Source organism: Streptomyces sp. NPDC047917 (assembly GCF_043204345.1).
Taxonomy (GTDB): domain Bacteria; phylum Actinomycetota; class Actinomycetes; order Streptomycetales; family Streptomycetaceae; genus Streptomyces; species Streptomyces sanglieri.
In genome coordinates this window covers 301,975-321,546 of record NZ_JBIDCA010000004.1, presented here as the reverse complement: position 1 = coordinate 321,546, position 19,572 = coordinate 301,975, and the positions used below count along the sequence as shown (strand labels likewise).

The window sequence follows — 19,572 nt, the reverse complement described above, 5'->3', positions numbered from 1 at the left end:
CACCGGGTCCTGAATTAAGTCGTGCCGTTTCGCAGAAGGTGAACCTGGTGAAGAACCGCATACTCGTCGGAGCCGTCGCGCTCGTTTCCACCTTTGCACTGGGCGGTTGCGGCCTGGGCTCCGGCTCGGAGGCGTCCGGAAGCAAGAAGGTCACGATCTGGCTGATGAAGGACAGTGTCTCCGCCGATTTCCTGAAGCGGTTCACAAAGGCGTACAAGGACGAGCACCCGTCCATCGAGCTGGACTTCAGGTTCCAGAGCTGGAGCGGAATCGGTCCCAAGGTCATCGGCGCCCTCAAGGGCAAGGACACCCCGGACGTCATCGAGGTCGGAAACACCCAGGTGGCCCAGTACGCGGAGAGCGGCGGCCTGCGCGATCTGACCCTGGAGTCCGTACGTGACCTCGGCAGCGAGGACTGGCTGCCGGGCCTCGCCGAGCCGGGCAGCATCGACGGCATGCAGTACGGCATTCCCTGGTACGCGGCCAACCGAGTGGTCATCTACAACAAGGATCTCTTCGAGCAGGCGGGCATACAGAACCCGCCGGAGACCCGCGACGAGTGGATCGCGGACAGCCGGTCGCTGAACAGCAACGGAAATCAGGGGATCTACCTCGCGGGCCAGAACTGGTATGTCCTCGCCGGATTCATCTGGGACGAGGGCGGCGAACTCGCCGATGAGAAGAGCGGCCAGTGGGCAGGCGCCCTGGACAGCCCCGCCGCGCTGCGCGGCATGAGCTTCTACAAAGAACTCCAGGCGCTCGGTGACGGCCCCAAGGACGCCGACGAGGAAAAGCCCCCGCAGGCCGATGTGTTCGCCGAGGGGAATGTCGCACAGATCATTTCGGTACCCGGAACCGTCGCGCAGATCGAGAAGAAGAATCCCGAACTCAAGGGAAAACTCGGCTACTTCCCGATTCCCGGCAAGACCGCGAAGGCGCCCGGCTCCGTCTTCACCGGCGGATCCGACCTGATCGTCCCGGACAAGGCGGACCAGCGCGCCGAGGGCATCGAAGTGATCAAGGCGCTGGCGGGCCGGAAGTGGCAGGAGGAGCTCGCCAGAACGATGAGCTATGTGCCCAACAAGCCCGCACTCGCCCGTGTCATCGTGGGACAGGAGGGCACCGCGGCGATGGCCCGTGGCGCCACCCAGGGCCGTGCGACCCCCAACTCGCCGCAGTGGGCCGACGTCGAGGCCGACAACCCGATCAAGCCCTACATGACGGCGGTGCTGGAGGGCGGCGACCCGCAGCAGGAGGCGAAGTCCGCCTCGGCGAAGATCACCTCCAAGCTCGCCGGGGGCTGACCCGCGCGCCCCGCCGGACCGCGCCCGGCTGCTGTGGTCCTGCGCCGACCGCACCCGGCTGTTGTGGTCCGGCGCGCCGGCCGTTCCCGGTGCAGTGGTCGGGTGCCGGTCACTGCCGGGTGTTGTGGTCCGCCGGCGGCGGCGCAGCGGTCCGTCGTCGGCCACCCCCGGGATTCAGCCTTCGCACATTTCGGCTCTCCCGAGCGGTCATGTCGAATCCAGCCGGTCACGGAAGAAGTAAGGGGCCGGGCCGTCGTACCCAGTGCGACGGCCCGGCGGCCGCCCTTGCCGATCCGTCCCCGGAGACCGTCATGAACGCGCTGCCCGTCACATCCCTCCCCACCGCTCCCGTCGTTCCCGCGCAGCCCGTCCCTCCCACCCCCACCACCTCCGCCCCGCCGCGCTACCGGGTGTCGCTCGCCACCGACCAGGACGAGGTCCGAGCCGCCCAGCGGCTGCGCCATCTGGTCTTCGCCGGTGAGCTGGGTGCCAGGCTGGAGGGGCCCGAACCCGGCCTGGACAGCGACGCGTTCGACGCGTACTGCGACCATCTGCTGGTCCGGGAGCAGACCACCGGCGACATCGTCGCCACCTACCGCGTGCTGCCGCCCGACCGGGCGCGGATCGCCGGGCGTCTCTACGCGGAGAGCGAGTTCGACCTCGGCCGGCTCGACCCGATCCGCGACGACCTGGTCGAGGTCGGACGGTCCTGCGTCCACCCGGCCCACCGCGACGGCGCCGTCATCGCGCTGATCTGGGCCGGACTCGCCCGCTACATGGAACGCACCGGCCACAACTGGCTGGCCGGCTGCTGCTCCATCCCGCTGGCCGACGGCGGCGCCGCCGCGGCCGGCGCCTGGGAGACCGTACGGACGAAGTACCTGGCCCCCGAGGACCACTGGGTCACCCCGCACCGTCTCTGGCAGCCCACCCCGGCCGACCAGGCCGCCCCGCCCACCGGTCTCGCCACGCTCCCCCCGCTGCTCCGCGGCTATCTGCGCCTCGGCGCCCGGGTGTGCGGAGCACCCGCCCACGACCCCGACTTCAACGTCGCCGACCTGTACGTACTGTTGTCGCTGCGCCGCACCGACCCGCGCTACCTGCGCCACTTCCTCGCCCTCGCCCCGCTGCGATGAACCCCTGGCTGCCCACCGCCCCCTGCACTCCGGACACCTGCGCCGGTCACGACGGCCGGGTACGGGGCCGCCCGGCCGCCGCCGCCCTGCTGCTCGCCGGATGCCTGTGGATCGCGGCCGGGGCGCTGGGCGCACCGTTCGTGGCGGTGCTCGGCACGGCACGGCGGGAACGGCTGATCCGGCGCTGGGCGTACGGCGTCGTGCGCGCCTTCGGGGTGCGGGTGCGGATCGTCGGCACACCGGCCGGACCCGGCACGGCATCCGGGGCGGCGGGCACGCTCGTCGTCGCGAACCACATCTCCTGGCTGGACATCCCGCTGGTCGCGGCCGTGTTCCCCGGCCGGATGCTCGCCAAGAGCGAGATACGTGGCTGGCCGCTGCTCGGCCCGCTCGCCGCCCGGGGCGGCACGCTCTTCGTCGAACGCGACCGACTGCGCGCACTGCCCACGACCGTGCGTACCATCGGCTCGGCGCTGCAGGGCGGTTCACGCGTGGTCGTCTTCCCGGAGGGCACCACCTGGTGCGGGCGCGGCTCCGGCGGCCGCTTCGCACCGGCCGCCTTCCAGGCCGCGATCGACGCGGGCGCCACCGTCCGGCCGGTACGCATCGGCTACCGCGTCGAGCCGCCCCGGACCACCGGAACGACCGGCCGGACCGGGCCCGTCGGCGGCTGCCGCCGGACCGGTCACGAGAACACCGCCCCGGCCGGAGCGGCCGCGTTCGTCGGGGAAGATCCGCTCATCGCCTCACTGTGGCGGGTGGTGACGGCGGCGGGTCTGACCGCCGAGATCCGCGTACTTCCGCAGATCCCGGCGGCCGGCCGGCCGGACCGCCGCGACCTGGCCCGCCGGGCTCAGACCGCCATCGCCAACGAGAGCGCGAACCGGCCGCCGGAATCCGTCCACCACTGATCGAGCCGGAGCCCGGCCGCTTCCAGTTCCGCCCGGACCCCCTCCTTGCGGAACTTCGCCGAGACCTCCGTACGCAGTTCCTCGCCGGCCTCGAAGGGCACCACCAGATCCAGCTCCGGGATCTTCACGGTGTGTGCCCGGCGGGCCCGCAGCCGCATCTCGATCCACTCGTGCTCCGGATCCCAGAGCGCCACATGGTCGAAGCCGGCGGGGTCGAAGTCGGCCCCCAGCTCCCGGTTCACGACCCGCAGCACGTTCCTGTTGAACTCCGCGGTCACCCCCGCCGCATCGTCGTACGCGGCGACCAGCACCTTCTCCTCCTTCACCAGATCGGTGCCGAGCAGCAGCGCGTCGCCGGGGGCCAGCAGCGACCGTACCGACTTGAGGAACACCGCACGCTCGGCGGGCAGCAGATTGCCGAGCGTGCCGCCCAGGAACGCGATCAGCCTGGGTCCCGGCGTGCCCGGCAGCGCCAGACCACCCGTGAAATCGGCGATCAGGGCGTGCACGGACAGCTCGGGCCGTTGTGCGAGCAGGGCCTCGGCGGCCCCGCGCAGCGCGCTCTCGCTCACATCGACCGGTACGTAGCTGTGCAGCGCGTCCAGCGCGTCCAGCAGGTGCCCGGTCTTCTCCGACGAGCCGGAGCCCAGCTCGATCAGGGTCCGTGCCCCGGAGGCCCGGGCGATCTCGTCGGCGCGGTCGATCAGGATCTCCCGCTCGGCACGGGTCGGGTAGTACTCGGGCAGCCGGGTGATCTCCTCGAACAGCTCACTGCCGTGGGCGTCGTAGAACCACTTGGGCGGCAGTGTCTTCGGGTGCCGGGTCAGACCGTGCAGCACGTCGGCGCGCAGCGCCGCGTCCGTCGCGTCCACCGGCAGGGTGCGGGTCAGCAGAAAGGGACTCACGCAGTGGGCTCCTTGAGCGGGGTCAGCAGAACGTCGGTACGGGTCGCCGTCAGCAAGCTGCGGTCGGGGACCGGGCGCCAGCGCGGATCGTCGTCGAAGGGCTCCGAGGCCACCACCGTGCGCAGACCGGGCTCCGCGAGGTACGACAGGGTGTCGCCCCAGGCCGTCGCCACGATCGTCGCGCCGTCGGTGAGCAGCAGATTCAGCCGGGACCCCGGCGCCGCGGCCGCCACCTCCGCCACGGTGTCGGCGACGGCCTGCGGCAGTGGGTCGCCCACGGCCAGACGGTGCCGCACGAGAGCCCAGACGAGGGCCGAATCGCAGCGGGCGGTCAGGGCGAGCAGTTCGGCCGGTGGCAGGCCCGCGGCGAGCGGGGCCAAGGAGTGCGGCCAGCCCTTGACCGCACCGTTGTGGCTGAACAGCAGCGGCCCGGCGGCGAACGGCGCGGCCGCCGCCTCGCCGTCGGCGTCCGCATGGGTGGCATCACGGACAGCGGCGAGCAGCGCCGTGCTGCGCACCACCCTGGTCAGGTCGGCGAAGGTCTGGTCGCCCCAGACCGGCCCCGGGCGCCGGTAGCGTCCGGGCACCGGATCGCCCTCCGCATACCAGCCGACACCGAAACCGTCGGCATTGACGGTCCCGTGCCGCTGCTCCCGCGGCTGCCAGGACTGGCGTACCAGTGAGTGGGACGGCCGGGTCAGCAGTTCGCCCAGCGGCACCGGCGGCCCCAGGTAGGCGATATGACGGCACATCACATATCCCTGGCGGTGCGGAAGCCGGAGAAGATCTGCCGTCGCACCGGGAGGTCCCAGTTGCGGAACGTCCCCCGGCACGCCACCGGGTCCACGGCGAACGAACCGCCGCGCAGTACCTTGTGGTCCGGCCCGAAGAACACCTCGGAGTACTCGCGGTACGGGAACGGCGAGAAGCCGGGATGGGGGAGGAAGTCGCTCGACGTCCACTCCCACACATCACCGATCAACTGCCGGGCGCCGCAAGGGGACTGTCCCTGCGGGTACGCGCCGGCCGGCGCGGGCCGCAGATGGCGCTGCCCCAGGTTCGCCAGCTCCGGGGACGGGTCCTCGTCGCCCCAGGGGTAGCGCCGCGAACGCCCCGACGCCGGGTCGTGGCGCGCCGCCTTCTCCCACTCCGCTTCCGAGGGCAGCCGTCGCCCGGCCCAACGGGCGTACGCATCGGCCTCGTACCAGCTGACGTGGAGCACCGGCTCGTTCGCGGGCACCTCCTCGGTGACCCCGAAGCGGCGGCGCAGCCACCGGCCGGCGTCCCGGTGCCAGAACAGGGGAGCGGCCAGCTCGTGCTCACGGACCATCTCCCACCCCCCGGGCTGCCACCAGCGCCGCTCGGTGTAGCCGCCGTCCTCGATGAACGCCTGGTACGCGCCGCAGGTGACCGGGGTCGTGTCGATGAAGAAGCCCGGTACGTCGCGCACATGCGCCGGGCGTTCGTTGTCCAGGGCCCACGGCTCGGTGGACGTCCCCATGGTGAACGGGCCGCCCGGGACGAGGACTTCGGCCGGCAGGCCGGCGGCGTCGGTGGCGGCGTGCGGCACGGGCGCGGTCAGCACGGCCGTACCCGAGCGCAGCTGATGGGTGATCAGCATCGTTTCGTCGTGCTGCTGTTCGTGCTGGGCGACCATGCCGAAGGCGAACCCCGACCGCACCAGCGGACCGTCGCCGTCCAGTACGGCACCGTCGAGGACGTCCAGGGCCCGGCCGCGTACCTCCGCGGCATACATACGTGCCTCGGCGGGGGCCAGCAGCGGCAGCGAGGGGCGGGTCGCCCGGGGATGCTCGAAGGCGTCGTACAGCCCGTCGATCTCCGGGCGCATCGCCTCCCGCCCGGCCACCGCGCGCAGCAGCCACAGCTCCTCCTGGTTGCCGATGTGCGCGAGGTCCCAGACCAGCGGGGACATCAACGGCGAGTGCTGGGCGGTCAGTTCGTGGTCGTCCACGCTGTCGGTGAGCAGCGCGGTGCGTTCCCGGGCGGTGAGCAGTGCGGCGAGGGCGCGCTGCCGCAATGCCTCGGGGTCCGCCCCTTCGGGTGCGGAGCCGGTGGGTGTGGCGGAATCGGTCATGAGCGGGACCCCTCCCAGGGGCGGCCCGGACCACCGGACAGGCCCGGCGCGAGCAGTTCGGGAAGTTCGTCGGCCGGACATCGGCCCCGGGCCACGAAACGGTCGTTGAAGCAGGCCACGGCGTCCTGCACGGCGGTGGTGGCCCCCAACCGGGGCAGCGCCTCCAGCGCGGCGCCGAAGCAGGCCACCGCCGCCGCCCGCAGTTCGGGATCGGCCAGGCCGTCACGGGCGGCCCGGACCCAGAGCGGATTGCGCGGCGCCGGCTCCGCCCCGGCCGTCTCGGCCAGCGGTTTCACGGTGCGGTACACGGTCTCGGCGGCCTCCGGGTCGTCGAACATGGCAGTGGTGACGGCGAGCGGCACCAGCCACCCGTCCGCGCCGTGCTGGGCGTCGATCATGCGCAGCTCCAGATGGCCGCGCGGCCGCACCGGCGGGAAGAGCGTGCTGATGTGGTAGTCGAGATCGGCACGCACCGGTGGTCTCGGCGCGCCGGTACGGATCCATTCGCGAAACGTCAGCCGCTCCGGCACGGACCAGGGGCCGGTCTCCTCCCGGATGCACATCACCGGGGTGTCCAGCACATGTGTCGCCCAGGCTTCGCGCGGCGGCAGCAGGCCGGGCGGTGCCAGCGGCCGCCACGGGTCGAGGTCGGCCCACAGCGACTGCCGGGCGGACCGCCAGGGGGTCGGGCGACCGTGCCGGAAGGAGGAGTTCGCGAACGCCGCCACCAGGACCGCGCCCAGCAGATGGGACAGCTGCCAGCGCCGCCCGTAGCCGAGAGGACCAGGTTCCTCCTCCCCGGCGTCCAGACACACCTGGACGGACGCGGTGGTGCACATCATGGCGCGACCGGCCGGTCCCGACCGGTCGAAGGAGACCTCCATGGCGTCGTAGCGGGGTTCACGCAGCAGACGACGTGGCGGGTGCCACGGGTCGACGCCGAACCCCACCGGCACGAGACCCACCCCGTCCAGGGCGTCGCGTACCGCGGTGAGATCGCCGGCGGTGGCGTCGATGCATGCCATCAGTGAGTCGGCCGGGCGCGAGCTGAGCTCCAGCTGGCCGCCGGGCTCGAAGGTGAGCGCCGCGCTCAGGGGCAGGCCCCGGACGATGCCGGCGGCCGCGTCGAGACGGTGGTGCGGTACCGGGACGTGAGGTCGATCCCGGTCGTGGATGAGCCATTCGAGTTCCACACCGACCTTGCGGGGCGGTCCCGTCTTGAAACAGATGCAGCGCAGTAAATCCTCGGCCTCGCCCTCGCCGAGCGGCGGGGGCTGGCCGGGCGGGCCGTGTTTCCCGGGGGTGTCGGACGACATGCCGGGCCTCCTCTTCTCGGTGCCTCCCCACCACCCAAACCCCTGCGGATGGATCGCACAAGAGTGCCCCTTCGGATCGGAAATCCGGTTGCGTCCATGCCGTCGGAGCGCCGAGCATGCCCCGTATGCACCACACGGGGGAGTACCGATGAGCGCACGACTGCGTGGCATCGCGCGTGAGACCGAGGCCATCGTCGAGGCCGGCCGCTACCGCACACCGGACGGGCGCGAGGTGAGCATCGAGCGCGCCCTGACCACCGCGCTCTCGGGAACCAGGCTGTACGGCCCCGAGCCGGTGCCGGTCGCGGCGCTGGACTCCGACCGCACCACGGCCGTCGAGGTCACCGGCGAGAGCAGCCTGCGGGCGGCCCACCGGATGACCGGCGAGGGCCCCGGCAAGGTCGCCGTCCTGAACTACGCCTCCGCCCGCAATCCCGGCGGCGGCTACCTCAACGGCGCCCAGGCCCAGGAAGAGGCGCTGTGCCGGGGCTCCGCCCTGTACGCCACCCTGCTGCGCGCCCCCGACTACTACGCCCACCACCGCGCGGAACGCAGCGCCTTCTACACCGACCGGGTGATTCACTCACCGGGTGTGCCGGTGTTCCGCGACGACCGCGGGCGGCTGCTCGACACGCCGTACACCGCGGGTTTCCTCACCTCCCCGGCGCCCAACGCCGGAGTCATCGGCAGCCGCACCCCCGAGGAGGTCCACCGCATCCCCGCCGCACTCGCGTCCCGGGCGGAGCGGGTGCTGGAGGTCGCGGCGGTACGCGGGTACCGCAGGCTGGTGCTGGGCGCCTGGGGCTGCGGGGTGTTCCGCAACGATCCGGCACAGGTGGCCGGAGTGTTCCGGGCGCTGCTCCTGGACGGCGGCAGGTTCGCCGGTCACTTCGAGCAGATCGTCTTCGGCATCCTCGACCGCAGCCCCGAAGCCACCACCCGGACCGCCTTCGAGCGGACGTTCGGCCGGAGCGAGGAGCGCGGAGAGGAACCGGGCCGGGGCGAGGAGCGCGGAGAGGAACCGGGCCGGGGCGAGGAGTACGGGGAGGAACCGGGCCGGAGCGAGGAGCGCGGGCCGGGACAGGGCCAGGGGCCCTACCTCCAGTCGTAGCGCTCCCGCAGCCGGCCGGCGACCAGATCGAACCTGTCCCGGTCCAGCGCACAGGCCTCGCGCCGCATGCCGTCCTCGTGCACCCGCAGGACCCGGTCCAGATCGACCCACGACGGCCGGCCGGAGCTGTCCCACGGGCCGGCCCCGAGCGCCACCCACTCGCGGTCCTGGTCGTGCTGCTTGCTGGAGAGCTGCACCGCGAGCAGCGTGCCCGCCTCCTCGCGGGCCACCACCAGAACCGGGCGGTCCTTGCCGCGCCCGTCGTTCTCCTCGAACGGCACCCACGTCCAGACGATCTCGCCGGGGTCGGGGTCGCCGTCCCGGTCGGGGGCGTACGAGGTGCGGACCGGCCCCACATCGCGCGGGTCGGCCTCCGAGGTGGCGGTCGTGCCGGTGCGGCCGGGGAAGTCCGCCGAGGTGTGGATGCTGGCGTCACGGTGCTGGATGGTCATCCCCACACCGTATGACCTGTGCGGCCGAATCCGTGGAGCGGGGCCGGTGCGCGCCCGGATCGGGGGCACACCGGCCACCGCCGGCCGGTCCGGTCAGGAGGGCGAGCCGTCCTCCTGATCACCCGTCACCGGGATCCGCTGCTTCTGCGGCGGGGCCCCGGTGCCCGGTGCCACCCCGTTCACCCGCGGCGCGGGTTCGGCCGGACCACTCTGGCCCATCGTCGCCAGCAACTGCCGGGCCAGGCCCAGACCCGTGCCGCCCATGGTCAGCGCCTTCGCGAACATGTCCGACATGCCGTCGGCCCCGTTCAGCAGCACCATGTGGTCCACACTGCCGAAGGCACCCGCGCCCGCCCGGACGATCTCCGGCCACTTCTCGGCCAGCTGCTGGGCGACGACCGCCTCCTGATTCTCCGCCAGCGCGGCGGCCCGCGCCTTGATCGCCTCGGCCTCGGCAAGTCCCTTGGCCCGGGCCGCCTCCGCCAGCGCGAGCCCCTTGGCCCGGTCGGCGGCGGCCTCCGCCTCGCCCGTCGCCCTGGTCGCCGTCGCGGACGCCGCGCCGCGCGCCTTCGTCGCCTCGGCCTCCGCGAGCGCCGCCGTCTTCACGCGGTTGGCCTCCGCGACCGCGGCGAGTTCCGTCTCCCGCGCCTGCGCCTCGGCGGCCGAGATCCGGGCGTCGCGCTCACCCTCGGCCAGGGTGCGCTTCTCGTACGCCCGGGCGTCGGCAGGCTTGCGGACATCGGCCTGGAGCTGCTGCTCGCGCCGCTGGGCCTCCAGCTCGGCGACCCGGGTCTCCTGGACCACCACCTCCTGCCGGGCCGCCGCGTCGGCCAGCGGACCGGCCTGCCGGGAGCCGGCCGCCGCCTTGTCGCGCTCGGCCTGGTACCCGGCCTGCAGGATCTCGCTGTCCCGGGTCGCCTCGGACATCCGGGCGGCGGCCTGCTGCTCCGCCTCGGTGGCCAGCCGGTTGGCCTCGGCCTGCGCGATCCGGGCGTCCCGCTGCACGGCCGCCGCATGCGGCATCGCCAGATTCTTGATGTAGCCCGTCGGGTCCTCGATCTCATGGATCTGCAGCGAATCGACGATGAGCCCGAGCTTCTCCATCTCGGTGCCGCACGCGGCCCGGGTCTGCCCGGTCAGCTTCTCCCGGTCCCGGATCATGTCCTCGACCGTCAACCCGCCCACGATGGAGCGCACATGACCGGCGAACACGTTGTGCACCCGCTCCGGCATCAGCTTCTGCTGATCGAGGAAGCGCCGGGCCGCATTGGCGATCGACACGGAGTCGTCGCCCACCTTGAAGATGACAACGCCCCGCACCCGCAGCGGAATCCCCTGCTGCGTGACGCAATCGACCGACAGCTCGGTCTCGTTGAGATCCAGGGACATCTTCCGCACCGCCTGGACCCCGGGCAGGACCAGCGTGCCGTGACCGGTGACGATCCGGAACCCCATGCCCTGCCCCAGGCCCTCGGTCCTGTGCTTGGAACCCGAGATGACCAGTGCCTCGTTCGGCTCGGCCACTCGCCACATCAGTTTGAACAGGCCGAACAACACCATGATGGCGGCGAGTGCGAGACCCGCCGTGACGCCGATGACCATCGGCATGCGCCCCCTTATCGCGGCACCCCGTCGGCACCGCTGAACACCGGGGAGTCTTCTCCTGCTCGCCACGGCGCAGAAGGCGCATGCGGATCCTTGCCGAATTCTTGACGACGAATGCCGTCAAGAGGACCCCGCGCGGGCCTCAACTCCCGTACGCGGGAGCCACATGGACCGTGCGTGGCGGCAGATGTTCGATCACCGTCACCACCGTACCCACCTCGATGCGCTCCTTCGCGGACGCCGGATGGGCGAGAAAGTGCTCGGCGCCGCCCCGGATCCGTACCATCACCTCGCCGACCAGCCCCGGCCCCACCGTTCCGGTCACCCGGCCGATCAGCCCCACCATCGAGGATTCATCCATGCCCCGGAGCGTACCCACGCACGACGGGTCTGGAAGACTGCCCGACGCCATGAGCCAGTTACCGAACCAGCCCGCCCAACGCCCCGTCCCCACCAGCGCCGACGTCGCACGGCTCGCCGGGGTTTCCAGGGCCACCGTCTCGTACGTGCTGAACAACAGCCCCACCGTGCGGATCAGCGAGTCCACCCGCAGCCGGGTCAGGGAAGCAGCCACCGAACTGGGTTACGTCCCGCACGCCGCGGCCCGCAGCCTGCGCGCCGGACACACCCGGATGGTGCTGCTGCCCACCGTGGCCTTCCCGACCGGCCCGCTCCACCACCGGTTCTTCCACGAACTGGAATCGGGGCTGCGCCGCCTCGACTACACCGTCGTCCAGTACGGCAGCACCGGCCTGGACCCCGAGGACGCGCCCCGCGCCTGGGCCGAACTGCGTCCCGTCGCCGTGATCGCCCCGGGCTCGATCCCCCTCACCCCTCAGGGGGCGGGTCTGCTGAGACGATCCGGGGCCAAGGCCGTGATAACCCTCGGCCCGCGGCCGGTGCCCGGTGTCCACGCGCTGGTGATGGACCAGCGGGAGGTCGGCAGCTGCGCGGTGGGCCTGCTGCTGGAGCGCGGACGGCGCAGGATCGGTGTGGTGATGCCCGAGGAGAGCGGCCTCGCCCTGTTCGCCGAGCCCCGGCTGACCGGGGCCCGGCAGGCCGCCCGGCCCCACGGGGCCCGGATCGAACCACTGCCACTGCGCTACGAGGAGGAGTCGGCCGCCCGGCTCGCGGACCGCTGGCGCGCCCTGGACCTCGACGCCGTGTTCGCCTACAACGACGAATACGCGATGCTCCTGATGCGGGCCCTCCAGGACGCGGGCATCGACGTGCCCCGCGAGACCGCCGTGGTCGGCGCCGACGATCTGATGCTGGGCAGGCTGCTGCGGCCCCGGCTCAGCACCGTACGGATGGAGCTGGCCACGGCCCAGCCGCTGGCGGACCTCGTCGACCGGCTGGTGCGGCACCCCGCAGCCGCCCCCGAACACCACGACCTGCTGCGGGTCGGGGCGGTCGGGCGCGAATCCGCCTGAGGCACCGGGAACGGACACGGCGGGCCGGACCGCACCATGTGCCAGCGCGGCAACGTGCGCACCACCCGCCGCATGCCTAGCGTCATGACCATGAGCCATCCGCAGAGTTACGAGATCCTGCTGGTCCCGAGCTTCGCCGAGGACGCCACCGCCGATGACGCGGAGCGCGACACCGCCGAGTCCGATGCCGCCGAACCCGATGACGCCGGGCCCGGCGGGGCCGTCCGCTCGGCCGTGGTGTCGGCGACAGGTGAGACGGGAGCGTCTGGTTACCCCCGCTATTCCGGCGAGGGCATCGTCGCGGACATCGACACCGGGACACACACGGTGGAGGCCCTGCTGGTCGACGGCGCCGAGCTGTCCTTCGGCCTTTCGGCCCGGATCCGGGCGAGGGAGGCCGGAGCCGGAACCGACGCGGACCGCTGAGGCCGAACCAGGCGCTCCCGGACCCGGCCGGCCACGGCCGGACACGACGAAGGACCCGGCCCGCCCGGCCGGGCCCCTCACCCGCGCGGTAAACGCGGCAAACGCGGGAGCCAAGGAGGCTCCGGCGGCGTACGGCGCCTACTGCCCGTCCTTCTGCTGCCCCTCGATGGACTTGCGGACCTCGTCCATGTCCAGCTTCCGCGCCTGCCCGATCACATCCTCCAACGCCGCCTCCGGCAGCGCTCCGGGCTGCGCGAACACCGCCACGTTCTCCCGGACGATCATCAGCGTGGGAATGGAACGGATCTCGAAGGCCGCCGCCAGCTCCTGCTGCGCCTCCGTGTCGACCTTGGCGAAGACCAGGTCGTCGTGGCGCTCCGAAGCCGCGTCGTACACCGGTGCGAACTGCCGGCACGGGCCACACCAGGAAGCCCAGAAGTCGATCAGGACGAAGTCGTTGTCGCTGACGACCTGATCGAAGTTTTCCTTGGTGAGCTCAACGGTGCTCATTGTCTGTACCTCTTCCTGTGCCCGCTCGGATCTGTCCGAACAACGGTGCCTGCACCTGCGCTATTCCGCCTGCCCATGTGGCCGCGGCGCACACCCACGACCAGACTGTCCCCATGACAGATCCTTCAGTGAACGCCGAGTACGACGTCGTGGTCATCGGAGCGGGGCCGGTGGGTGAGAACGTCGCCGACCGGGCCCGTGCGGCCGGGCTCAGCACCGCGGTCGTCGAGGTGGAGCTCATCGGCGGCGAGTGCTCCTACTGGGCGTGCATGCCCAGCAAGGCCCTGCTGCGCCCGGTGGTGGCCCGCGCCGACGCCCGCCGCGTCCCGGGCCTCAGCGAGGCCGTGCGGGGACCGCTGGACACTGCGGCGGTCCTCGCCCATCGCGACGCGTACGCATCGCACTGGAAGGACGACGGACAGGTCGCCTGGCTGGAGGGCATCGGCGCGGACATCTACCGCGGCCGGGGCAGGCTCACCGGCACGAAAACGGTCTCCGTCACCGCGCCCGACGGCACCGAACACCGGCTCACCGCCCGCCACGCCGTTGCCGTCTGCACCGGCAGCCGCGCCGTCGTGCCCGACCTGCCGGGCATCGACGGGGCCCGTCCCTGGACCAGCCGGGAGGCGACGAGCGCCAAGAAGGTGCCCGGTCGCCTCGTGATCGTCGGCGGCGGTGTGGTCGGTGTGGAGATGGCCACCGTCTGGCAGGCCCTCGGCGCCCGGGTGACGATGCTGATCCGCGGCAAGGGCCTGCTGCCGAAGATGGAGCCCTTCGCCGGCGAACTGGTCGGGCAGGCGCTCACCGAGGCGGGCGCCGACATCCGCACCGGGGTCTCGGCCGCCGCCGTGCGGCGCGCGGTCCCGGACGGCCCGGTCACCGTGGAGCTGGACGGCGGCGAACAGATCGAGGCCGACGAGATCCTCTTCGCCACCGGCCGGGCCCCGCGCACCGAAGACCTCGGACTGGAGACGGTGGGCCTGGAGCCCGGCACCTGGCTCACCGTCGACGACAGCTGCCGCGTGGACGGCACCACCTGGCTCTACGCCGTCGGCGACGTCAACCACCGGGCGCTCCTCACCCACCAGGGCAAGTACCAGGCACGCATCGCGGGCGCCGCGATCGCCGCCCGTGCCGCCGGCGCACCGCCACTGGAGACCGACCGCTGGGGCGCCCACGCGGCCACCGCCGACCACGCGGCCGTCCCCCAGGTCGTCTTCACCGACCCGGAGGCCGCCTCGGTCGGCCTCACCCTCGCCGAGGCCGAACGGGCCGGCCACCGGGTCCGGGCCGTCGACCAGGACCTCGCCGCGGTGGCCGGCTCCGGCCTGTACGCGGACGGATACCGGGGCCGCGCCCGCATGATCGTGGACCTCGACCGGGAGACGCTGCTCGGCGTCACCTTCGTGGGGCCGGGCATCGGCGAGCTGCTGCACTCGGCGACGATCGCGGTCGCGGGCGAGGTCCCCGTCGACCGGCTGTGGCACGCCGTTCCCGCGTACCCGACGATCAGCGAGGTCTGGTTGCGTCTGCTGGAGTCCTACCGGGACGCGTAGGCCCGCGCTGCGGGCCCGGCGGTGGCGGGTCACCGGTGACAGGTCACCGGCGGCCCGCCACCGGTCCTACGAGCCACCGGCAGATCGTGCGTGTCGTGCGTGCCGTGCGTGTCGTGCGTGCCGTGCGGTCAGGCCGGCGGCCGGAGATCGCTGGTGGTGACCCGCACGTGGTCGACGACGAGTTGCTGCGGGAAGGAGGTGCTGCCGTCGGGGTCGCCCGGCCAGTAGCCGCCCACCGCGAGGTTGAGGATCAGGAAGAAGGGCTTGTCGAACACCCAGTTGTTGCCGCCCAGGTCGGCGGGTGTGCGGCGCTGGTAGACGGTTCCGTCCACGGACCAGGTCACCGAGCCGGGAGCCCAGTCGATGGCGAAGGTGTGGAAGTCGTCGGCGAACGCCTGGCCGCCAGGCAGGGTGTACGCGGCGCCGATGCCGCCCGAGCCGGAGTAGCCCGGACCGTGCAACGTGCCGTGGACCGTGGACGGTTCGAAGCCGACGTTCTCCATGATGTCGATCTCGCCCGAGTTCGGCCAGCCGACCTGACCGATGTCGTCGCCCAGCATCCAGAAGGCCGGCCACATGCCCTGGCCGCGCGGCACCTTCATCCTCGCCTCGACGTGACCGAACGTCTGGGTGAACTTGCCGGAGGTGTTCAGCCGGGCCGAGGTGTACTCGCAAGTCCCGTACCAGCACTGGTAGTTGTTCGGGTTCTCGCGGCGCGCGGTGATGACCAGATGGCCCTGGCCGTCGAGTGCCGCGTTGTTGTTCCCGGCCGTGTAGTACTGCCGTTCATGGTTGTTGACGTTGTCGCCGGTCTCGATCTGCCACTTGGCGCCGTCCACGCCGGCGCCCGCCGGGCCGTCGAAGTCGTCGGTGAACGTGGCCGCGGTGGTGCGGGGTCCGGGTGCGGGCGCTCCGGAGGCGAGGGCGGACGAGGCGGAGACGAGAGCGAGCGCGGAGAGCGCGGCCGCCAGCAGACGACGGGGAGAGGTCATGGGGGGTCCTTCCCGTGCGGAATGGAGCGAGCCGAATGTCATGGCTATGACAAAGGCCCGTTGTGGGGGAGCAGGGAGAGGTCTTGGTTCTTCATGCGATTTAAGAAGTGAACCAAGGAGCTGTCAATACCTTGGTACGGACCACACTTCTTGCATCCGATCACCGCCGGCCCGCTCGGGCATGGTGCCCCGTGACGCGGCGTGGCGCGGCCCGGGACGGGCACCCGAACGGGCACCCGCCCCGGGCCGCGGAACCGTCAGCGGACCCGCGGACCGGCGCTGCCGGGCAGAGTGGCCCGCACCTCGGCGGCCGCCGACACGAGGTGCTCCAGCGAGGCGCGCACCTCCGGCCAGCCCCGGGTCTTCAGACCGCAGTCGGGATTGACCCACAGCCGCTCGGCGGGAATCGCTTCGAGGCCCTTGCGCAGCAGGGCGGCCACCTCCCCGCCGCTCGGCACCCGGGGGGAGTGGATGTCGTACACGCCGGGGCCGACCTCCCTCGGGTAGCCGGCGGACGCCAGCTCGTCGGCCACCCGCATGTGTGAGCGGGCCGCCTCCAGGCTGATCACATCCGCGTCCAGGTCGTCGATCGCCCGGACGATGTCGCCGAACTCCGCGTAGCACATGTGCGTATGGATCTGGGTGTCCGGGCGTACGCCGCCGGTGGCCAGCCGGAACGACTCGGTGGCCCAGGCCAGGTACCCGGCTCGGTCGGCGGCCCGCAGGGGCAGTGTCTCGCGCAGCGCGGGCTCGTCCACCTGGATCACCGAACTGCCGGCTGCCTCCAGGTCGTTCACCTCGTCCCGCAGGGCGAGGGCGATCTGGCGCGCGGTCTCGCCGAGCGGCTGGTCGTCGCGGACGAAGGACCAGGCGAGCATGGTGACGGGGCCGGTGAGCATGCCCTTGACCGGCCGGCCGGTGAGCGACTGCGCGTACGTGGTCCAGTGGACCGTCATCGGCTCCGGGCGCGCGATGTCCCCGGCCAGGATCGGCGGCCGCACATACCGGGTGCCGTACGACTGGACCCAGCCGTGCCGGGTGGCGAGGCAGCCGGTGAGCCGTTCGGCGAAGTACTGCACCATGTCGTTGCGTTCCGGCTCGCCGTGCACCAGCACATCGATGCCAGCAGCCTCCTGGAAGGCGATCACTTCCTGGATCTCGGCCTCGATGCGTTTGCCGTACGCGGCGGCGTCGATGTGCCCTGCCGCCAGGTCGGCTCGTGCGGTGCGCAGTTGAGAGGTCTGCGGGAACGAGCCGATCGTGGTCGTCGGCAGCAGCGGTAGCCGGAGCCGGGCGCGCTGAGCCACCGCCCTTTGCGGATAGGGCAGTTCACGGCGCGAGTCGGCCGCCGTGACGGCCGAGGTGCGGGCCCGTACCGCCGGATCGTGGGTGATCGCGGAACCCGCCCGGGAGGCCAGGTCGGCGCGGTTGGCGACGAGTTCGGCGGCGATCGACGCGGTGCCCCGGGCAAGCCCCCTGGCGAGCGTGGCGATCTCGGCCGACTTCTGCCGGGCGAAGGCCAGCCAGCGCCCCACCCGTGGGTCGACGTCGCGCTCGGCGGCCAGGTCGAGCGGCACGTGCAGCAGCGAGCAGGAGGCCGCCACATCGACCCGGCCGGCCAGACCGAGCAGGGTGCCGAGCGTGGCCAGGGACTGCTGGAGGTCGTTGATCCACACGTTGCGGCCGTCGACGACCCCGGCGACCAGCCGCCTGCCCGGCAGACCGCCGACCCCGGCGAGATCCCGCAGATTGGCGGCCGCCGGACCGGTGAAGTCCATCGCGAGGCCCTCGACCGGAGAATTCGCCAGTACGGCGAGTGCGTCACCGAGCCGGTCGAAGTACGAGGCGACCAGAAGCCGCGGCCGGTCGGCGAGCGCACCGAGATCGCGGTAGGCACGTGCGACGGCGTTCAGTTCCGCGGGGGAACGGTCCTGCACCAGCGCGGGCTCGTCGAGCTGAACCCACTGGGCACCGGCCGCACGCAGATCGGCCAGCACCTCGGCGTACACCGGCAGCAGCCGGTCGAGCAGGGTCAGCGGTTCGAAGTCGGCGGCGACACCGGGAGCGGGCTTGGCCAGCAGCAGATAGGTGACCGGACCCACCAGCACCGGCCTGGCGTCGTGCCCGAGCGCCAGCGCCTCCCCGAACTCCCGGACCTGCTTGGTGGAGTCGGCGGCGAAGACGGTGTCGGGGCCGAGCTCCGGCACCAGGTAGTGGTAGTTCGTGTCGAACCACTTGGTCATTTCGAGCGGCGCCACGTCCTGTGTACCGCGCGCCATCGCGAAATAGCCGTCCAGCGCGTCGGTCGCGACGGCTTCACGGTGCCGGACGGGCACGGCACCGACCATCACGCTGGTGTCCAGCACATGGTCGTAGTACGAGAAGTCACCGGTCGGGACCTCGTGGATGCCGTCGTCGGCAAGCCGTTGCCAGTTGGCGCGGCGCAGTTCTTCGGCGGTCTCCCGGAGGGCGGCTGCGGTGACGCGGCCCTTCCAGTAACCCTCGACGGCCTTCTTCAGTTCCCGGTCGCCCCCTTGGCGGGGGTAGCCGTACACGGTGGCCCGGGCTGCCGCGACTGCGGACTCGGTGGTCACGTGACTCTCCTTCGCGAGCGTGTCCTGGTACGACCCCGGGACGGATCGCAGACGCGAAGGGATGACGGACCGGGCGGATCCGCGGCGCCGTGCCGACGCGCGTGACCTGCTCGATATGTACGCCGACCCGCCCACGAGGTCACCGGGATCACCGTGCGCGTCCGACGCGCACGGGCAGTGGCAGGTCTTCGGACTCGTGGGCGCGTCCCGTGTACGAGACACCTACTGGCCGTCGCTTCCCGGACCCGTCGGGTCCAGTGCTCGATGACGGCGGTCGTTCCCACTCACCGCTGCGGGGCAGTCCCGGATTCCCACCGGGTTCCCTCTTGCGACGCGCCTGCCTGGCGGACAGGGCGAACCAGCTGCGCCCATCACCATAGGGGGTCCGCTCCGGATCCCGGACAGCACATTCGGATCGGCAGGATCGGCAGGGCCGACCGGACCGCGGGCCGGATCGGATCGGTCAACCGGATCGGATCGGTCGGCCGGGTCAGACGGCGGGGCCGGTCGCGGGGGACAGCTGCTGCCCGCACCGCAGGTTCCACCGACCGGAACGGCCGCTGAGCGCGGTCAGCGTCAGCGGGGCGACGTCCAGCCGCCAGAACGCCTCCACCGGCAGAGCGAGTGCCCCGACGGTCACCGCCCGCACCACCGCCGGCTCGACGACCGCCAGCACGCGGCCGCCCCCGCGGTCCCCGGTGGATTCCAGCGCGTCCAGCCAGCGTCCGGCCCGGGCGCAGAGTTCGAGCAGGGACTCGCCACCGTGCGGAGCCGCCGAAGGGTCGGTCAGCCAGGCCGACACCGCCTCCGGCTCGGACGCGCTCACCGCCGCCAGCCGCCGACCGCTCCACCGTCCCATGTCCCAGCCATGGACGGCGGGTTCGGGTCCGGCCCGCAGCCCCAGCGCGTCGGCGGTCCCGGCACATCGTTCGGACGGCCCGCGCAGATACCGGTCGGCGGCCGGCACCGCGGCCGCGACCGCCTCCGCCCGCCGGACCCCGGCCGCGTCCAACGGCGCGTCACCGTCGAACCGGGCCTCGCGCAGCGCGGCGTTGAGCGCCGGTGAGACCAACATCACCTGTACTGCCATGGCCCGGTCAACTCCCTGAACTCTGGCCCCTCGGGTGTGCCCACCATGGCATCCGGGCGGTCGGGCCCCGTCACCGGCACCATGGCGGCACCTGTCCCCAAGCGGTATGGTCACGGCGAACATGACGTAGGTGTGA

Annotated in this window: 17 protein-coding genes, 1 pseudogene and 1 riboswitch; of the genes and pseudogenes, 7 read left to right on the top strand and 11 right to left on the bottom strand. The window is 72.2% G+C overall.

Annotated elements, in window-relative coordinates:
* Positions 1-47: 47 nt before the first annotated feature.
* The 3 genes from ACGF8B_RS11205 (at position 48) to ACGF8B_RS11195 (ending at position 3,351) form a co-directional block, all read left to right on the top strand.
* Positions 48-1,304 carry an extracellular solute-binding protein gene (locus ACGF8B_RS11205; protein WP_392736929.1) on the top strand — a complete coding sequence of 419 codons (1,257 nt, stop codon included), beginning with the start codon at positions 48-50 and terminating at the stop codon, positions 1,302-1,304.
* A 311-nt stretch (positions 1,305-1,615) separates the two neighbouring features.
* Positions 1,616-2,440 (top strand): GNAT family N-acetyltransferase, encoded by an 825-nt coding sequence (locus ACGF8B_RS11200; protein ID WP_392736927.1) that lies wholly within the window; start codon positions 1,616-1,618, stop codon positions 2,438-2,440.
* Entirely contained in the window at positions 2,437-3,351 is a 915-nt protein-coding gene (locus ACGF8B_RS11195) for a lysophospholipid acyltransferase family protein (RefSeq protein ID WP_392736925.1), read from the top strand. The genes ACGF8B_RS11200 and ACGF8B_RS11195 overlap by 4 nt, the downstream gene beginning before the upstream one ends.
* On the opposite strand, the gene egtD is transcribed toward ACGF8B_RS11195, so the two are convergent.
* From egtD to egtA, 4 genes are read right to left on the bottom strand one after another with little or no spacing between them, the layout of a single operon-like run.
* Positions 3,294-4,256 carry an L-histidine N(alpha)-methyltransferase gene (gene egtD / locus ACGF8B_RS11190; protein WP_392736923.1) on the bottom strand — a complete coding sequence of 321 codons (963 nt, stop codon included), beginning with the start codon at positions 4,254-4,256 and terminating at the stop codon, positions 3,294-3,296. The genes ACGF8B_RS11195 and egtD overlap by 58 nt on opposite strands.
* Positions 4,253-5,008: an ergothioneine biosynthesis protein EgtC gene (gene egtC, locus ACGF8B_RS11185; protein ID WP_392736921.1), complete on the bottom strand. Its 756-nt coding sequence runs from the start codon at positions 5,006-5,008 to the stop codon at positions 4,253-4,255. The genes egtD and egtC overlap by 4 nt, the downstream gene beginning before the upstream one ends.
* On the bottom strand, positions 5,008-6,351 hold the full coding sequence (gene egtB / locus ACGF8B_RS11180) for an ergothioneine biosynthesis protein EgtB (RefSeq protein WP_392736919.1): 1,344 nt from the start codon (positions 6,349-6,351) through the stop codon (positions 5,008-5,010). The genes egtC and egtB overlap by 1 nt, the downstream gene beginning before the upstream one ends.
* The gene (gene egtA, locus ACGF8B_RS11175) at positions 6,348-7,667 is read right to left on the bottom strand and encodes an ergothioneine biosynthesis glutamate--cysteine ligase EgtA (RefSeq protein WP_392736917.1); all 1,320 of its coding nucleotides are present in this window, start codon (positions 7,665-7,667) and stop codon (positions 6,348-6,350) included. The genes egtB and egtA overlap by 4 nt, the downstream gene beginning before the upstream one ends.
* A gap of 148 nt (positions 7,668-7,815) precedes the next feature.
* Between egtA and ACGF8B_RS11170 the strand changes: the two are divergent.
* A pseudogene (locus ACGF8B_RS11170) lies at positions 7,816-8,631 on the top strand (TIGR02452 family protein); the annotation flags it as partial.
* A gap of 131 nt (positions 8,632-8,762) precedes the next feature.
* Here ACGF8B_RS11170 and ACGF8B_RS11165 read toward each other — a convergent pair.
* The 3 genes from ACGF8B_RS11165 to ACGF8B_RS11155 all read right to left on the bottom strand — a co-directional run bounded on the left by ACGF8B_RS11165 (position 8,763) and on the right by ACGF8B_RS11155 (position 11,196).
* Complete coding sequence (locus tag ACGF8B_RS11165) at positions 8,763-9,230, bottom strand: type II toxin-antitoxin system PemK/MazF family toxin (RefSeq protein ID WP_392736916.1); 468 nt, start codon at positions 9,228-9,230, stop codon at positions 8,763-8,765.
* A gap of 93 nt (positions 9,231-9,323) precedes the next feature.
* Positions 9,324-10,838, bottom strand: a complete 1,515-nt coding sequence (locus ACGF8B_RS11160; protein ID WP_392736914.1) for a flotillin family protein — start codon at positions 10,836-10,838, stop codon at positions 9,324-9,326.
* A gap of 139 nt (positions 10,839-10,977) precedes the next feature.
* Entirely contained in the window at positions 10,978-11,196 is a 219-nt protein-coding gene (locus ACGF8B_RS11155; RefSeq protein ID WP_392736912.1) for a hypothetical protein, read from the bottom strand.
* A gap of 49 nt (positions 11,197-11,245) precedes the next feature.
* Between ACGF8B_RS11155 and ACGF8B_RS11150 the strand changes: the two genes are divergently transcribed.
* Complete coding sequence (locus ACGF8B_RS11150) at positions 11,246-12,268, top strand: LacI family DNA-binding transcriptional regulator (protein ID WP_392736910.1); 1,023 nt, start codon at positions 11,246-11,248, stop codon at positions 12,266-12,268.
* 90 nt (positions 12,269-12,358) lie between these two features.
* On the top strand, positions 12,359-12,694 hold the full coding sequence (locus tag ACGF8B_RS11145) for a hypothetical protein (protein ID WP_392736909.1): 336 nt from the start codon (positions 12,359-12,361) through the stop codon (positions 12,692-12,694).
* A 138-nt stretch (positions 12,695-12,832) separates the two neighbouring features.
* Here the strand turns inward: ACGF8B_RS11145 and trxA are convergent, their stop codons facing one another.
* Positions 12,833-13,204 carry a thioredoxin gene (gene trxA, locus ACGF8B_RS11140; protein WP_342281585.1) on the bottom strand — a complete coding sequence of 124 codons (372 nt, stop codon included), beginning with the start codon at positions 13,202-13,204 and terminating at the stop codon, positions 12,833-12,835.
* 113 nt (positions 13,205-13,317) lie between these two features.
* On the opposite strand from trxA, the gene ACGF8B_RS11135 reads away from it, so the two are divergent.
* Positions 13,318-14,760 (top strand): dihydrolipoyl dehydrogenase family protein, encoded by a 1,443-nt coding sequence (locus ACGF8B_RS11135; RefSeq protein ID WP_392736907.1) that lies wholly within the window; start codon positions 13,318-13,320, stop codon positions 14,758-14,760.
* 128 nt (positions 14,761-14,888) lie between these two features.
* On the opposite strand, the gene ACGF8B_RS11130 is transcribed toward ACGF8B_RS11135, so the two are convergent.
* The 3 genes from ACGF8B_RS11130 to ACGF8B_RS11120 form a co-directional block, all read right to left on the bottom strand.
* Positions 14,889-15,752 (bottom strand): family 16 glycosylhydrolase, encoded by an 864-nt coding sequence (locus ACGF8B_RS11130; RefSeq protein ID WP_392736905.1) that lies wholly within the window; start codon positions 15,750-15,752, stop codon positions 14,889-14,891.
* Between the two features lie 257 nt (positions 15,753-16,009).
* Complete coding sequence (metE, locus tag ACGF8B_RS11125; RefSeq protein ID WP_392736903.1) at positions 16,010-18,346, bottom strand: 5-methyltetrahydropteroyltriglutamate--homocysteine S-methyltransferase; 2,337 nt, start codon at positions 18,344-18,346, stop codon at positions 16,010-16,012.
* Positions 18,347-18,507: 161 nt separating this feature from the next.
* Positions 18,508-18,724, bottom strand: a riboswitch (cobalamin riboswitch).
* Positions 18,725-18,836: 112 nt separating this feature from the next.
* On the bottom strand, positions 18,837-19,436 hold the full coding sequence (locus ACGF8B_RS11120; protein ID WP_392736901.1) for a histidine phosphatase family protein: 600 nt from the start codon (positions 19,434-19,436) through the stop codon (positions 18,837-18,839).
* Positions 19,437-19,572: the final 136 nt, after the last annotated feature.